At 67.7% G+C, this 14,860-nt stretch carries 14 protein-coding genes and 1 other RNA gene; 13 read left to right on the top strand and 2 right to left on the bottom strand.

The genetic code is table 11. The annotated features are described in order from the left end of the window. Positions 1-14 precede the first annotated feature (14 nt). A non-coding RNA gene (ssrS, locus tag V0R62_RS17150) (6S RNA) lies at positions 15-194 on the top strand. 61 nt (positions 195-255) lie between these two features. Continuing rightward, a complete protein-coding gene (locus V0R62_RS17145) occupies positions 256-864 on the top strand; it encodes a 5-formyltetrahydrofolate cyclo-ligase (protein ID WP_330104575.1) in 609 nt (202 codons plus the stop codon). A 16-nt stretch (positions 865-880) separates the two neighbouring features. Here V0R62_RS17145 and V0R62_RS17140 read toward each other — a convergent pair whose 3' ends face one another. Next, positions 881-1,036 carry a hypothetical protein gene (locus V0R62_RS17140; RefSeq protein WP_011536298.1) on the bottom strand — a complete coding sequence of 52 codons (156 nt, stop codon included), beginning with the start codon at positions 1,034-1,036 and terminating at the stop codon, positions 881-883. A 176-nt stretch (positions 1,037-1,212) separates the two neighbouring features. Between V0R62_RS17140 and V0R62_RS17135 the strand changes: the two genes are divergently transcribed. From V0R62_RS17135 to V0R62_RS17120, 4 genes are all read left to right on the top strand, one after another. After that, positions 1,213-1,662 carry an EVE domain-containing protein gene (locus V0R62_RS17135; RefSeq protein WP_330104574.1) on the top strand — a complete coding sequence of 150 codons (450 nt, stop codon included), beginning with the start codon at positions 1,213-1,215 and terminating at the stop codon, positions 1,660-1,662. A gap of 93 nt (positions 1,663-1,755) precedes the next feature. Beyond that, the gene (locus tag V0R62_RS17130) at positions 1,756-2,715 is read left to right on the top strand and encodes an HlyD family secretion protein (protein ID WP_050703321.1); all 960 of its coding nucleotides are present in this window, start codon (positions 1,756-1,758) and stop codon (positions 2,713-2,715) included. Then, complete coding sequence (gene rbbA, locus V0R62_RS17125) at positions 2,712-5,435, top strand: ribosome-associated ATPase/putative transporter RbbA (RefSeq protein ID WP_330104573.1); 2,724 nt, start codon at positions 2,712-2,714, stop codon at positions 5,433-5,435. The genes V0R62_RS17130 and rbbA overlap by 4 nt, the downstream gene beginning before the upstream one ends. Position 5,436: 1 nt before the next feature. Next, on the top strand, positions 5,437-6,546 hold the full coding sequence (locus V0R62_RS17120) for an ABC transporter permease (protein WP_330104572.1): 1,110 nt from the start codon (positions 5,437-5,439) through the stop codon (positions 6,544-6,546). Here the strand turns inward: V0R62_RS17120 and V0R62_RS17115 are convergent, their stop codons facing one another. Beyond that, positions 6,547-6,948, bottom strand: a complete 402-nt coding sequence (locus V0R62_RS17115) for a flagellar basal body-associated protein FliL (protein WP_050703318.1) — start codon at positions 6,946-6,948, stop codon at positions 6,547-6,549. A gap of 157 nt (positions 6,949-7,105) precedes the next feature. On the opposite strand from V0R62_RS17115, the gene V0R62_RS17110 reads away from it, so the two are divergent. From V0R62_RS17110 to V0R62_RS17080, 7 genes are all read left to right on the top strand, one after another. Next, on the top strand, positions 7,106-8,086 hold the full coding sequence (locus tag V0R62_RS17110; RefSeq protein WP_330104571.1) for an NADPH:quinone oxidoreductase family protein: 981 nt from the start codon (positions 7,106-7,108) through the stop codon (positions 8,084-8,086). A 295-nt stretch (positions 8,087-8,381) separates the two neighbouring features. Beyond that, positions 8,382-9,623, top strand: coding sequence for an SfnB family sulfur acquisition oxidoreductase (locus tag V0R62_RS17105; protein WP_186731842.1), 1,242 nt, complete (start codon positions 8,382-8,384; stop codon positions 9,621-9,623). Positions 9,624-9,705: 82 nt separating this feature from the next. Beyond that, a complete protein-coding gene (locus V0R62_RS17100; RefSeq protein ID WP_330104570.1) occupies positions 9,706-10,887 on the top strand; it encodes an SfnB family sulfur acquisition oxidoreductase in 1,182 nt (393 codons plus the stop codon). After that, the gene (locus tag V0R62_RS17095; protein ID WP_050703314.1) at positions 10,887-12,278 is read left to right on the top strand and encodes an LLM class flavin-dependent oxidoreductase; all 1,392 of its coding nucleotides are present in this window, start codon (positions 10,887-10,889) and stop codon (positions 12,276-12,278) included. The genes V0R62_RS17100 and V0R62_RS17095 overlap by 1 nt, the downstream gene beginning before the upstream one ends. Continuing rightward, positions 12,271-13,068, top strand: a complete 798-nt coding sequence (locus V0R62_RS17090) for a MetQ/NlpA family ABC transporter substrate-binding protein (protein ID WP_330104569.1) — start codon at positions 12,271-12,273, stop codon at positions 13,066-13,068. Before V0R62_RS17095 ends, V0R62_RS17090 begins: the two co-directional genes overlap by 8 nt. Before the next feature lies 1 nt (position 13,069). Beyond that, positions 13,070-14,179 (top strand): methionine ABC transporter ATP-binding protein, encoded by a 1,110-nt coding sequence (locus tag V0R62_RS17085; protein WP_330104568.1) that lies wholly within the window; start codon positions 13,070-13,072, stop codon positions 14,177-14,179. After that, complete coding sequence (locus tag V0R62_RS17080) at positions 14,169-14,813, top strand: methionine ABC transporter permease (protein WP_125466000.1); 645 nt, start codon at positions 14,169-14,171, stop codon at positions 14,811-14,813. The genes V0R62_RS17085 and V0R62_RS17080 overlap by 11 nt, the downstream gene beginning before the upstream one ends. Positions 14,814-14,860 lie beyond the last annotated feature (47 nt).

Below are 14,860 nucleotides of genomic sequence, written 5' to 3'. Positions count from 1 at the left end.
TGGTATACTGGCGCCACTCCCTGGGGGATGCGCCAGTCGGTTATGTCCCTGAGCCGATACGCACAACCACGGGGGTTGCACGCTGGGGCCGGTGTGCATGTCCGCCCGACGGAAAGCCTTAACGCCCCCTGCAATCTCCACCTTGAACTTTCGGGTTCAAGGGCTACACCGATAGCGGTCTTGTCGGGGAGCCTGCATTCAGAACTGCCCGCCTCCAACGGCGGGCTTTTCGTTTCTTCTGGGATCGCCCGTGCCATGACCGACACCGCGCCGCTTACCCGCCCCCAGCTTCGCCGCCTCCTGCGCAACGCCCGCCGCGCCCTCACGCCCGCCCAGCAGCGCCAGGCCGCCGAAGGCCTGTATCGCCAACTGGCGCAGGATCCGCTGTTCCGCCGCGCCCGGCATATCGCCCTGTACCTGCCCAACGACGGCGAGATCGACCCGCGCCTGCTGCTGCGCGAGGCGCACAAGCGCGGCAAGCGCGTCTACCTGCCGGTGCTACACGCCTGGCCGCGCACGCGCATGGTGTTCCAGCGCTTCGAGGCCGGCGAGGCACTGCGCCCCAACCGGTTTCGCATCCTGGAACCGGTGATCGAACGCAAGCGCCAACGGCCGATCTGGGCGCTGGACCTGATCCTGCTGCCGCTGGTCGGTTTCGACGAGGCGGGGGGGCGCCTGGGCATGGGCGGTGGCTTCTATGACCGCAGCCTGGCCTATCAGGGCCGGCGCAAGGCGTGGAAAAAGCCGTTACTGCTGGGGCTGGCGCATGAATGCCAGAAAGTGGAGCGACTCAACCAGTCGAGTTGGGATGTACCGTTGCAAGGCACGGTCTCGGACCGTGGCTGGTACCTGGCGCCAAAGTGAGGCGCGCGAGAAGGGGTCAGCGATGCTGTTGCTGCGCCGGATCGACGGGCGCCTGCTGGTAGGCGGCATCCAGCTTGCGTTCCCACAAGCCTTGCGCGTAACCGGTGGTGACCACGCCCAGCCCGAAGATGAAGGCCAGGATCCAGAGCAGGTCCGGTTTACGTTGTTTCATTGATTGCCCCCCAAGAACAACTGTCCAGGCTCGGCGGCTTTCTTGATGGCGGCCGGAGCGTATAGCTTAAAATCGGCGCATTTTCCGACAACATGAGTCGCCAGGCAAACGTTGACGCCAACCGACTGTCGGTTTCATGCAACGAGTTATTTCAAACTCTTTCAGGAGCAGCATCCATGGCCTACTGGCTGATGAAATCCGAGCCCGACGAGCTCTCCATCGAAGCCTTGGCACGCCTGGGCAACGCCCGCTGGGACGGGGTGCGCAACTACCAGGCGCGCAATTTCCTGCGGGCCATGAGCGTCGGCGACGAATTCTTCTTCTACCACTCCAGCTGCCCGCAACCGGGTATCGCCGGCATCGCCCGGATCAGCAGCGCCGCCTACCCGGACCCGACCGCCCTGGATCCGCACAGCCACTACCATGACGCCAAGGCCAGCGCCGAGAAGAACCCGTGGAGCGCGGTGGACGTCGAGCACGTGCAGACCTTCCGCCAGGTGCTCGGCCTGGGCCTGCTCAAGCAGCAGGCGGCGCTCGCGGAACTGCCTCTGGTGCAGAAGGGCAGCCGCCTGTCGGTGATGCCGGTGACCGCAGAACAATGGGCGGCGATCCTCGCGCTGAGCTGATTGTGCGGCTATTGTCAGGGGTTTGACCAATATCAACGCGCAAGGAAGCGCGTCGCGCCAGGATAAGGCGTGCTAGCCGCAGGATGCAGACCGATGAATCGAAAAGCCCCCAGAATCTTCGCCTCCGCCCTGGTATTGCTGTTGCTGGCGGCAGGCGGGCTGGGCTACTGGAAGTCCCTCCACGACCGCCTGCCCGAAGGCCTGAGCATGGGCAACGGGCGCCTTGAGTCCACCGAGGTGCAAATCGCCAGCAAGATCCCCGGGCGCCTGGCCGAGGTGCTGGTCGACGAAGGCGACAAGGTCACCCGCGGCCAGTTGCTGGCGCGCATCGACACCCGCACGATGGAAGCCCAGCGCAGCCAGGCCGAGGCCGAAGTGCTGCGCGCCCGCGAGAACTACGCCGCCGCCCAGGCCAGCGTACAGCTGCGCCAGAGCGAACTGTTGCTGGCCAGCCAGGAGCTCAAGCGGGTACGCGAGATCTACCAGCGCAAGTTTGCCAGCCAGCAGCTGCTCGACCAGCAGCAGGCCCGCTACGACACCGCCACCGCAGCCGTGGTCGCGGCCCGGGCCCAGCTGGCTGCGATCAAGGCCGCCATCGGCGCCGCCGAGGCCCAGGTCGCCCAGCTCACCAGCGAGATCGACGACAGCAGTCTGCGCGCGCCCATCGACGGCATCATCCAGCTGCGCCTGGCCGAACCCGGCGAAGTGCTCGGCGCCGGTGGCCGGGTGCTGATGCTGATCGACCCCAGCGACCAGTACATGAACCTCTACCTGCCCGCCGCCACCACCGGCCGGTTGACCGTGGGCGACCAGGCGCGGATCGTGCTCGACGCCCTACCCGACAAGGCCCTGCCGGCCAAGGTGGCATTCGTCGCGGCCAAGGCGCAGTTCACCCCGAAACAGGTCGAGACCCGTGATGAGCGGCAGAAGCTGGTGTTCAGGGTCAAGCTGCGCCTGACCGAACCGAGCGCCGTGCCCCAGGCCAAACCGGGCATGCCCGGCGCCGGGTACGTGCGCACCGCCGACGTGGGCTGGCCGGCCAACCTGCAATGAACGCGGCGATCGCCCTGCGGGCCGAGGGTGTCAGCCACCGCTATGGCGACCTGCAGGCCCTGCACAGCCTCGCGTTCAGCCTGCCGGCCGGAACCCGCTGCGGCCTGATTGGCCCGGATGGCGCCGGCAAGTCGACCCTGCTCGGGCTGATCGCCGGGGTCAAGCGTCTGCAACAGGGCGAGCTGCAGGTGCTCGGTGGCTCGATCCGCCAGCGCCGCCACCGCACCGCGCTGTATCCCAAGGTCGCCTTCATGCCCCAGGGCCTGGGCAACAACCTGTACCCGGAGCTGTCGATCCGCGAGAACATCCGTTTCTTCGCCACCCTGTTCGGCCTGGGCCGCGCCGAATGCGAGCAACGCATGACCAGCCTGCTGCGCGCCACCGACCTGGAGCGCTTCGCCGAGCGCCCGGCCGGCAAGCTCTCGGGCGGCATGAAGCAGAAGCTCGGGTTGTGCTGCGCGCTGATCCACGAACCGGACCTGCTGATCCTCGACGAGCCGACCACCGGCGTCGATCCGCTGTCACGGCGGCGCTTCTGGGAACTGGTCGAGCAGGTGCGCGCCCAGCGCCCGCAACTGACCCTGCTGGTGGCCACCGCCTACATGGAGGAAGCCGAGCAGTTCGAGCACTGCCTGATGCTCGACGCTGGCCGCCTGCTGGCCGCCGGCCTCAGCCGCGAACTGGCGGCGGTTACGCCCAGCGGCAAGCTGGACGACGCCTTCACCCACTTCCAGGGCGCCGGCCGACCACAGCCCGAGCCCCTGCGCATCCCGCCACGCCAGGCCGATGGCGGGCCGATCGCTATCGAGGCCCACGACCTGACCCTGCGCTTCGGCGACTTCACCGCGGTGAACAAGGTCAGCTTTGCCATCGGCCGCGGCGAAATCTTCGGTTTCCTTGGCTCCAACGGCTGCGGCAAGACCACCACCATGAAGGTGCTCACCGGCCTGATGCCGGCCAGCGAGGGCAGCGCCAGCCTGCTTGGCCGACCGGTGGATGCCGGCGACCTGGCCACGCGCAAGCGGGTCGGTTTCATGTCCCAGAGCTATTCGCTGTATGGCGAGCTGAGCGCCCGACAGAACCTCGAACTGCACGCCCGCCTGTTCGACCTGGCCAAGGCCGACAGCGCGCCGCGCATCGCAGAACTCATCGAACGCTTCGACTTAGGCGCCATTGCCGACCAGCCGTCCGGCGCCCTGCCCCTGGGCCTGCGCCAGCGCCTGTCGCTGGCCGTGGCGGTGCTGCACCGCCCGGAAGTGCTGATCCTCGACGAGCCGACCTCGGGCGTCGATCCGGCGGCCCGCGACGACTTCTGGCGCCTGCTGGTTGAGTTGTCCCGCGAGCAGGGCGTGACCATCTTCCTGTCCACCCACTTCATGAACGAGGCCCTGCGCTGCGACCGCATCTCGCTGATGCACGCCGGCCGGGTGCTGGCCTGCGACACCCCGCAGGCCCTGCAGCGCCAGTTCGGCGGCGAGACCCTGGAAGACGCCTTCGTGCGCTGCCTCGAACAGGCCCAGGACGCGCCCGTCCAGGCGCAGGCCGATACAGGGCTGGAACAGGCTACCGCCCCGACGCCCGCCTTGCGCCAGGCCTTCAGCCTGCGCCGCCTGCTGGCGGTGGCCAGCCGCGAAGGCAAGGAACTGCTGCGCGACAAGGTACGCCTGGCCTTCGCCCTGCTTGGCGCGCTGTTCATGATGGTGATCTTTGGCTACGGCATCTCGCTGGATGTGGAGAATCTCGCCTTCGCCGTGTATGACCAGGACCAGAGCCCGCAGAGCCGCGCCTACCTCGAGGCCTTCCGTGGCTCGCGCTATTTCGCCGAACAGGCGCCGATCCGCGATGCCCGTCAGTTGCACCAGCGTCTGCAACGCTCGGAAATCAAGCTGGCCCTGGAAATCCCGCCGGGCTTCGGTCGCGACCTGCATGCCGGTCGCCAGCCGGTGGTGGCCGCCTGGCTCGATGGCGGCATGCCGTTCCGCGCCGAGACCAGCCGCAACTATGTCGAAGCCGTGCACCAGGCCAACCTGGAGCAGTTGGCCGCCCTCGGCCCGCACCCGGTGGCGCGCCAGCAGCCGGTACGCCTGGAAACGCGCTTTCGCTACAACCAGGATGTGGTCAGCGTGAACGCCATCGGCCCCGGCGTCATGGCGCTGATCCTGGCCTTCATCCCGGCCATGCTCACTGCGCTGGGCATCGTCCGGGAAAAGGAACTGGGCTCGATCACCAACTTCTACGCAACGCCCCTGACCCGCCTGGAATTCCTGCTCGGCAAGCAGGTGCCCTACCTCGCGGTAAGCCTGGTCAACCTGGCGCTGCTGGTGGCAATGAACCGCTGGCTGTTCGGCGTGCCGCTCAAGGGCAGCCCGCTGGCCCTGGCCTGCGGCGGCCTGGCCTACCTGCTGGCGACCACCAGCCTGGGCCTGCTGATCTCGGCGTTCACCCGCACGCAGATCGCGGCGATCCTCGGCACCATGATCATCACCAGCCTGCCGACCATCCAGTTCTCCGGCCTGATCGTGCCGCGCTCGTCGCTGGACGGCGCGGCGGCGCTGATGGGCCAGCTGTTCCCGGCCGGCTACTTCCTCGACATCGCCGTCGGCACCTTCACCAAGGCCCTGGGCCTGCGCGAGCTGTGGCCGCAGTGCCTGGCACTGCTGGGCTTCTTCGCCGCCTTCACCGGGCTGAGCCTGGCCATGCTGAAAAAACAGGAGGCCTGAGATGAGCCGCCTCTCCCACACCCTGCGCCTGGGCCTGAAGGAACTCACCAGCCTGCGCCACGACAGCGTGTTGCTGCTGTTCCTGGTGTACGCCTTCAGCGTGGCGATCTACATGCCCGCAGCCGGCTCGGTGATCGGCGTGCACAACGCCAGTGTCGCGGTGGTCGACGAAGACCACGGCGCCGTCTCGCGCAAGCTCGCCGAGTCGCTGCAGCCGCCCGAGTTCCAGCCCGCCGTGGCGCTACCGGCAAATCGGCTGGACCAGGCCATGGACAGCGGGCGCTACACCTTCGTGATCAACGTGCCGGTGAACTTCCAGGCCGACCTGCTGGCCGGGCGCTCGCCGGAGCTGCAGGTCAACGTCGATGCCACGGCCATGAGCCAGGCCTTCATGGGAGCCGGCTACATCGGCCGGATCTTCGAACGCGAACTGCTGGAGTATGCAGGCCGCGGCACCAGCAGCCCGGCCCTGCTCAACCCGAAAGCCCTGTTCAACCCCAACCTGGAAGGCGGCTGGTTCCTGGCGGTGATCCAGATCGTCAACAACATCACCATCCTGGCCATCGTCCTCACCGGCACCGCGCTGCTGCGCGAGCGTGAGCACGGCACCCTCGATCACCTGCTGGTGCTGCCGCTGACGGCGCTGGAAATCATGCTGGCGAAGATCGCCAGCAACGCCCTGGTGGTGGTGGCCTGTACCTGGATTTCGCTGGAAGTGGTGGTCAAGGGCGCCCTGGGCGTGCCGCTGGCGGGCTCCATGGGGCTGTTCCTCGGGGTGACCGCGCTGTACCTGTTCGCCAGCACGGCGCTGGGCATCTTCCTCGCCACCCTGGCGCGCTCGACGCCGCAGTTCGGCCTGCTGGCGATCCCGGTGATCATCCCGATGCTGCTGCTCTCGGGGGGCAGCACGCCGCTGGACAGCATGCCGCAATGGCTGCAGTGGGTCATGCAGGGCTCGCCCTCGACCCACTTCGTCAGCCTCGGCGCGGCGATCCTGTTCCGCGACGCCGGGCTGAACGTAGTGTGGCCGGATGTGGCGGCCCTGGCCGCGATCGGCCTGGTGTTCTTCGGCGTGGCCCTGGCGCGCTTTCGCCGCAGCCTCGCCGCCTGATCACTGCACGATCAGGTTGTTGAACAGCAGGTCCTCGACGATCGGCTTGCCCTCTTCGGACTCCATCACCTGCTGCACCTGCTTCAGGGCTTCCTGGCGCAGTTTTTCCTTGGCCTCGACGTTGCTCATGTTGTCCACGCCCTGCTGGGTGAACAGCGCCACCAGCTGGTTGCGGATCAGCGGTTCGTGGTGCTTGACCGCGGTGGCGGCGGCATCGCCGGTCACGCGCAGGGCGACGTCGGCCTTGTACACGCGCAGCTTGGGGCCGCCGTCGAGGGCGTAGTTGCCGACGAAGGGCGGGCTGAGGCTGATGTAGGCGACCTTGGGCTCGCCTTCCTTTTCCTCGGCCATCGCCGCCACTGGCAGCATCAGGGCCAGCACCATCAAGATCCACGCTTTCACGAATTCGCTCCTCAATACAGTTGGCGCCAGCTTACCCAGCGCGCCGGCCAAACCCAAGCCCGGGCTTATGCCGGCTCATCAGGGCCGGCCATGCTCGTTGACCCTCGGGACGGCCCTCCTACACTTATCGGCCACCACACGCAAAGGAATAGCCCTGATGAAAGCCTTGTTGTGCAAAGCCCTGGGCCCGGCGCGGGACCTGGTCCTGGAAGAGGTCGCCAGCCCCGCGCCGAAGAAGAACGAGATCCTCCTCGACATGCACGCCGCCGGGGTCAACTTCCCCGACACCCTGATCATCGAGGGCAAGTACCAGTTCCAGCCGCCGCTGCCGTTCGCCCCGGGTGGCGAGGCGGCCGGCGTGGTGGCCGCGGTCGGCGAGAAGGCCGGCGCGTTCAAGGTCGGCGACCGGGTCATGGCCCTGACCGGCTGGGGCGCCTTCGCCGAGCAGGTGGCGGTGCCGTTCTACAACGTGCTGCCGATCCCGGCGGGCATGGACTTCACCACCGCCGCCGCGTTCGGCATGACCTACGGCACCTCGATGCACGCCCTGACCCAGCGCGGCCAGCTCAAGGCCGGCGAAACCCTGCTGGTGCTCGGTGCCTCGGGCGGCGTGGGGCTGGCCGCGGTGGAGATCGGCAAGGCCCTGGGCGCGCGGGTGATCGCCGCAGCCAGCAGCGCCGAGAAGCTGGCGATCGCCCAGGCGGCCGGAGCCGACGAACTGATCGACTACAGCCAGGCCAGCCTCAAGGACGAGATCAAGCGCCTGACCGGCGGCCAGGGCGTGGACGTGATCTACGACCCGGTCGGCGGCGCGCTGTTCGACCAGGCCGTGCGCGGGTTGGCGTGGAACGGGCGGTTGCTGGTGGTGGGCTTTGCAAGCGGCACGATCCCGCAACTGCCGGTGAACCTGACCCTGCTCAAGGGCGCGGCGGTACTCGGGGTGTTCTGGGGCGCTTTCGCCCAGCGCCAGCCGGAAGACAACGCGGCCAACTTCCGCCAGCTGTTCGCCTGGCACGCCGAAGGCAAGTTGAAGCCCCTGGTGTCGCAGACCTTTGCACTGGCCGAGGGTGGCGCGGCAATCGAGCGCCTGGCGCAGCGCCAGGCGGTGGGCAAGCTGGTGGTGACGATCCCGCGCTGACCGCTCTGGCCTCATCGCCGGCAAGCCGGCTCCCACAGTTTTGCGCCGTTTTCATGGGAGCCGGCTTGCCGGCGACAGGGCCGACCCTGCAGTTCTTCTATCCATATTCCTAAACGGTAGTTCATAAACTTTTTCTAAACGAATAGGGTATATCGACCGGACCACCGGACCAGCAAACGTCTGTCGCCATCAGCTGAGGCGACGCTTTCAACTTTGTGAGGTTAGGAATGGTCAGGATCACAATCACCCCAGTGCATAACGCCAGGGCATTGAGTGCAGCCAAGGAGCGGTACTGATGTCCAGCCAACCAACTACCCGATTCCACAGCGATCTCGACAGCTCGCCGCTGCTGCTGCCGGCCACGGTGTTGCGCAACGACGAAGAGGCCCTGCAGGCCGCCCGCGAACTGGCCGAGGTGGCCCGCCAGCAGGCCGCCAAACGTGACCAGCAGCGCAAGCTGCCCTGGGCCGAGATCGAACAGTTCACCCGCAGCGGCCTGGGCAGCATCAGCGTGCCCAAGGCCTTCGGCGGCCCCGAGGTTTCCTTCGCCACCATCGCCGAAGTGTTCCGCCTGATCAGTGCCGCCGACCCGGCGCTGGGGCAGATTCCGCAGAACCAGTTCGGCATCCTGCAACTGGTTCGCCTGACTGCCACCCAAGCCCAGCAGGAACTGATCTTCCGCTCGGTGCTCGACGGCTGGCGCATCGGCAATGCCGGCCCCGAGCGCGGGACCAAGGACACCCTGACGCTCAAGGCGCGCCTTACCCGTGATGGCGACGGCTATCGCATCAGCGGCGAGAAGTTCTATTCCACCGGCGCCCTGTACGCCCACTGGGTGGCGGTCAAGGCGCTGGACGACGATGGCCGCCAGCGCCTGGCGTTCGTCCGTCGCGGCAGCCCGGGGCTGCGCATCGTCGACGACTGGTCCGGCTTCGGCCAGCGCACCACCGCCAGCGGCACCGTGCTGCTCGACCAGGTGCCGGTGGACGCCGACCTGGTGGTGGACAACTGGCGCCTGCGTGAGGAGCCCAGCATCCAGGGCGCCGCCTCGCAGCTGATCCAGGCGGCCATCGACGCCGGCATCGCCGAAGCGGCCATCGAGGACACGATCCAGTTCGTCCGGGAGAAGTCTCGGCCGTGGATCGAAGCCAAGGTCGAACGCAACAGCGACGATCCCTATGTGATCGCCGACATCGGTCGCCTGAAGCTCGAACTGCACGCCGCCGAAGCCCTGCTGCGCAAGGCCGCCAAGGTGCTCGACGAGGTGAACGCCGGCGTGATCGATGCTGCCGCCGCGGCCCGTGCCTCGATTGCCGTGGCCGAAGCCAAGGTGCTCACCACCGAGATCTCGCTGCAAGCCAGCGAGAAGCTGTTCGAGCTGGCCGGCAGTCGCGCCAGCCTGGCCGAGTTCAACCTCGACCGGCATTGGCGCAACGCCCGGGTGCACACCCTGCACGACCCGGTGCGCTGGAAGTACCACGCCGTCGGCGCCTACCACCTCAACGGCACCCTGCCTGCCCGCCATTCCTGGATCTGATATCGGCCCATCGCGGGACAAGCCCGCTCCCACGCACAGCCGTGGGGGCGGGCGTGCTTCGCGATGGGACCTGGAGAGCACAATGACTGCATCCATCATCACCACCGACGCCCAGGCCCTGGCCGTCGCCGACGAACTCGCCCAACACCTGCGCCAGGACAGCGCCCTGCGCGACCGCGAGCGCCGCCTGCCCCATGCCGAACTCGAACGCTTCGTGCAGTCCGGCCTTTGGGGCATCAGCGTGCCCAAGGCCTTCGGCGGCGCCGGAGTGTCCAACGTCACCCTGGCCAAGGTCATCGCCCGTATCGCCCAGGCCGACGCCTCGCTTGGGCAGATTCCGCAGAACCATTTCTACGCCCTGGAAGTGCTGCGGGTGAACGGCAGCCCAGAACAGCAAAAACGCCTCTACGCCGAGGTCCTCGCTGGCCGGCGCTTCGGCAACGCCCTGGCCGAGCTCGGCACCAAGAACGCCCACGAGCGCACCACCCGCCTGAGCCGCGACGGCGACCACTACCGTATCGACGGCCGCAAGTTCTATTGCACCGGCGCGATCTACGCCCAGCGCATCCCGACCCTGGTGATCGACGAGCAGGATGTGTCGCACCTGGCCTTCGTGCCCGCCGACAGCCAGGGCATCGAGGTGATCGACGACTGGAGCGGCTTCGGCCAGCGCACCACCGGCAGCGGCTCGGTGGTGTTCAACCACGTGGCGGTCCGCGCCGAGGACGTGGTGCCGTTCCAGAGCGCCTTCGAACGCCCGACCACGGTCGGCCCGCTGGCGCAGATCCTCCATGCCGCCATCGACACCGGCATCGCCCGCGCCGCCTACGAGGATGCCCTGCACTTCGTGCGCACCCGCAGCCGGCCATGGATCGACTCCGGCCTCGACAAGGCCAGCGACGACCCGCTGACCCTGAAGAGCTTCGGCCACCTGGCAATCCGCCTGCACGCCACCGAGGCGCTGCTCGAACGGGCCGGGGAAATCCTCGACATCGCCCAGGCCGACAGCAACGCCGAGACCCTGGCCGCCGCCTCCATCGCCGTGGCCGAGGCCCGGGCGATCAGCACCGAGATCTCCCTGGCCGCTGGCACCACGCTGTTCGAGCTGGCCGGTAGCCAGGCCACCCTGGCCGAGCACAATCTCGACCGCCACTGGCGCAACGCCCGGGTGCACACCCTGCACGACCCGGTACGCTGGAAGTACCACGCCATCGGCAACTACTACCTCAACGACGAGAAGCCGCCGCGCCGGGGGACCATCTGATGGCGAAGCAGATCCTGCTCAATGCCTTCAACATGAACTGCATCGGGCACATCAACCACGGCCTGTGGACCCACCCGCGGGACACCTCCACGCGCTACAAGACCCTCGAGTACTGGACCGACCTGGCCCGCCTGCTCGAACGCGGGCTGTTCGACGGGCTATTCATCGCCGACATCGTCGGCACCTACGACGTCTACGGCCAGTCGGTCGACGTGACGCTCAAGGAGTCGATCCAGCTGCCGGTCAACGACCCGCTGCTGCTGGTCTCGGCCATGGCGGCGGTGACCAGGCACCTGGGCTTCGGCCTCACCGCCAACCTGACCTACGAGGCGCCCTACCTGTTCGCCCGGCGCCTTTCCACCCTCGACCACCTGAGCAATGGCCGGGTCGGCTGGAACATCGTCACCGGCTACCTCGACAGCGCCGCCCGGGCCATGGGCCTGGAGCAGCAACCCGAGCACGACCGCCGCTACGACCAGGCCGACGAGTACCTGCAGGTGCTGTACAAGCTGCTTGAAGGCAGCTGGGCCGACGATGCCGTGGTCGCCGACCGCGAGCAGCGGGTCTATGCCCGCCCCGACAAGGTGCGCAAGGTCGAGCACCACGGCGAGTTCTACAAGGTCGAGGGCTACCACCTGTGCGAGCCTTCGCCGCAGCGCACCCCGGTGCTGTTCCAGGCCGGCAGCTCGCCGCGCGGGCTGGCCTTCGCCGGCAACCACGCCGAGTGCGTGTTCATCAGCGGCCAGGACAAGGCCGCCACCCGCGCCCAGGTCGACAAGGTGCGCGCCGCGGCCAAGGCGGCCGGACGCGACCCACAGGCGGTCAAGGTGTTCATGGGCATCACTGTGATCGTCGCGCCGACCGAGGCACAGGCACAGGCCAAGCACGCCGAGTACCTGCGCTACGCCAGCGCCGAGGCCGGGGTCGCGCACTTCGCCAGCTCCACCGGTATCGACTTCTCCCGCTACGAACTGGACGAGCCCATCGGATTCGCCAAGGGCAACGCCATCCAGTCCGCCACCCGCCAGTTGCAGGAAAGCGCCTGGACCCGCCGCCGCCTGCTCGAACAGCACGCCCTGGGCGGTCGCTACGTGACCCTGGTCGGCGACGCCGAGCAGGTGGCCGAGCAACTGATCGCCTGGATCGACGAAACCGGCCTGGACGGCTTCAACCTGACCCGCACCGTCACCCCGGAAAGCTATGAGGACTTCATCGAGCTGGTGGTCCCCGCCCTGCAACGCCGCGGTCGCTACAAGACCGCCTACGCCGAGGGCACCCTGCGCGAGAAGCTGTTCGCCAGCAGCGAGCCGCGCCTGCCCGCCGGACACCCCGGCGCCCGCTACCGCAACACCCCCGACCCTGCCCCGACTGGAGCCCTGCACCATGCTTGAGAAACTGTTCCGGCCCGTCGCGGCCATTGCCCTGGGCCTCGGCCTGTCCGCCGCCTTGGCCGCCGAACCGCTGAAGATCGGCACCACCGCCGCCTTCGCCATCCCCCTGGAGGCGGCGGTGGAGGAGGCCCATAAACAAGGCCTGGAAGTGAAGCTGATCGAGTTCAGCGACTGGATCGCGCCCAACGTCAGCCTCAACAGCGGCGATATCGACGTGAACTACTTCCAGCACATCCCGTTCCTGGAAAACGCCAAGGCCGCCGCCGGCTTCGACCTGGTGCCCTACGCACCGGGGATCATCAACAACGTCGGCCTCTACTCGAAGAAGTACAAAAGCTTCGCCGAGCTGCCCGAGGGCGCCAGCGTGGCCATCGCCAACGACCCGATCAACAGTGGCCGTGGCCTGCAATTGCTGGCCAAGGCCGGGCTGATCACCCTCAAGCCCGGCGTGGGCTACAAGGCCACCGAGGACGACATCGTCGCCAACCCGAAGAAGATCCGGATTCTCCAGGTCGAAGCCGTGCAACTGGTGCGCGCCTATGACGACGCCGACCTGGTCCAGGGCTACCCGGCCTACATCCGCCTGGCCAACAGCTTCGACGCCACCTCGGCGCTGCTGTTCGACGGCCTGGAGAACAAGGAGTACGTGATCCAGTTCGTCATCCGCCCGCAGGAGAAGAACGACCCGCGCCTGGCCAAGTTCATCGATATCTACCAACATTCGCCGGTCGTGCGCGCCGCCCTGGACAAGGCCCATGGCAAGCTCTACCAGGCCGGCTGGGAAGGCTGACATGGCCCAGGCCAGCGCCCTCAGGGCGCCCGTCCCGCCAGCCGAACCGTTCAAGGCCGAGGAAACCGCCCTGCGCCCGGAGGTGAACCAGGCGCACATCCGCTTCATTGGCCTGGGCAAGACCTATCCGGGCCAGGGCCAGCCGGCGCTGCAAGGCATCGACCTGAACATCCGCCGGGGCGAGATCTTCGGCATCATCGGCCGCAGCGGCGCCGGCAAGTCCTCGCTGCTGCGCACCATCAACCGCCTGGAGCAACCCAGCCAGGGCCGGGTGCTGATCGACCAGGTGGATATCGCGCCGTTCGACGAGGACCGCCTGGTGGCCCTGCGCCGGCGCATCGGCATGATCTTCCAGCACTTCAACCTGATGTCGGCCAAGACCGTGTGGCAGAACGTCGAGCTGCCGCTGAAGGTGGCCGGGGTGGCCAAGGCCGAGCGCCAGCGCAAGGTGCGTGAGCTGCTGGAGCTGGTCGGCCTGGCGGAGAAACATCATGTCTACCCGGCGCAGCTGTCCGGCGGGCAGCAGCAGCGCGTCGGCATCGCCCGGGCGCTGGTGCATGACCCCGAGATCCTACTGTGCGACGAGGCCACCTCGGCGCTGGACCCGGAAACCACCGCCTCGATCCTCGAACTGCTGCGCGACATCAACCGGCGCCTGGGCCTGACCGTGGTGCTGATCACCCACGAGATGGCGGTGATCCGCGACATCTGCCAGCGCGTGGTGGTGCTCGAACGTGGCGAGATCGTCGAGCAGGGCGAGGTCTGGCAGGTGTTCGGCGCGCCGCGCCACGACGTCACCCGCACCCTGCTCGCACCGCTGCAGACCAAGCTGCCGGCAGCCTTGCAGGCCAGCCTGCGCGCCCAGCCGGTCAGCCGCGACGCGGCCGTGGTGCTCAGGCTCGACCTGGTCGGCGAGCCGGAGCTGAGCACCCTGTTCAACGACTTGGGCGGGCGCGTGCGGCTGCTCCAGGGCGGCGTCGAGACCATCGGCGAGCAGGCCCTGGGACAGTTGATCCTGTCCGTGCGCGGCTCGCCATTGGACACCCACCAATTGCTCGAGCGCGCCCGCCGCTGGGCCGCGGATGTGGAGGTACTCGGCCATGTGGATTGATCGCCTGCTGCAAGGCCTGCTCGACACCCTGCTGATGGTCGGCGTGTCCTCGCTGGTCGCGCTGCTCGTCGGGGTGCCGATGGCGGTGCTGCTGGTCACCAGCGACAAGGGCGGGATCTTCGAGGCCCCGGCGCTGAACCGGGTGCTGGGCGCCATCGTCAACCTGTTCCGCTCGATCCCGTTCCTGATCCTGATGGTCGCGCTGATCCCCTTCACCCGCCTGGTGGTCGGCACTACCTATGGCGTGTGGGCGGCCGTGGTGCCGCTGACCATCGCCGCCACGCCGTTCTTCGCACGGATCGCCGAGGTCAGCCTGCGCGAGGTCGACCACGGCCTGATCGAAGCCGCCCAGGCCATGGGCTGCCGGCGCTGGCACATCGTCTGGCACGTACTGTTGCCCGAGGCCCTGCCGGGCATCGTCGGCGGCTTCACCATCACCCTGGTGACGCTGATCAACTCCTCGGCCATGGCCGGGGCGATCGGCGCCGGGGGCCTGGGAGATATTGCTTATCGGTACGGATACCAGCGCTTCGACAGCCAGATCATGCTGACCGTGATCGTGATGCTGGTGGCATTGGTGGCGGTGATCCAGCTGGGCGGGGATCGGTTGGCCAAAGGTTTGAACAAGCGTTGAAGGATTACTGGTGTAGGAGCGGCCTTGTGTCGCGAACGGGCCGCAAC

Source organism: Pseudomonas carassii (assembly GCF_036324045.1).
Lineage (GTDB): Bacteria > Pseudomonadota > Gammaproteobacteria > Pseudomonadales > Pseudomonadaceae > Aquipseudomonas > Aquipseudomonas peradeniyensis.
Note: the sequence above shows the minus strand (reverse complement) of the source record. Positions and strands in the feature narration are given on the sequence as shown.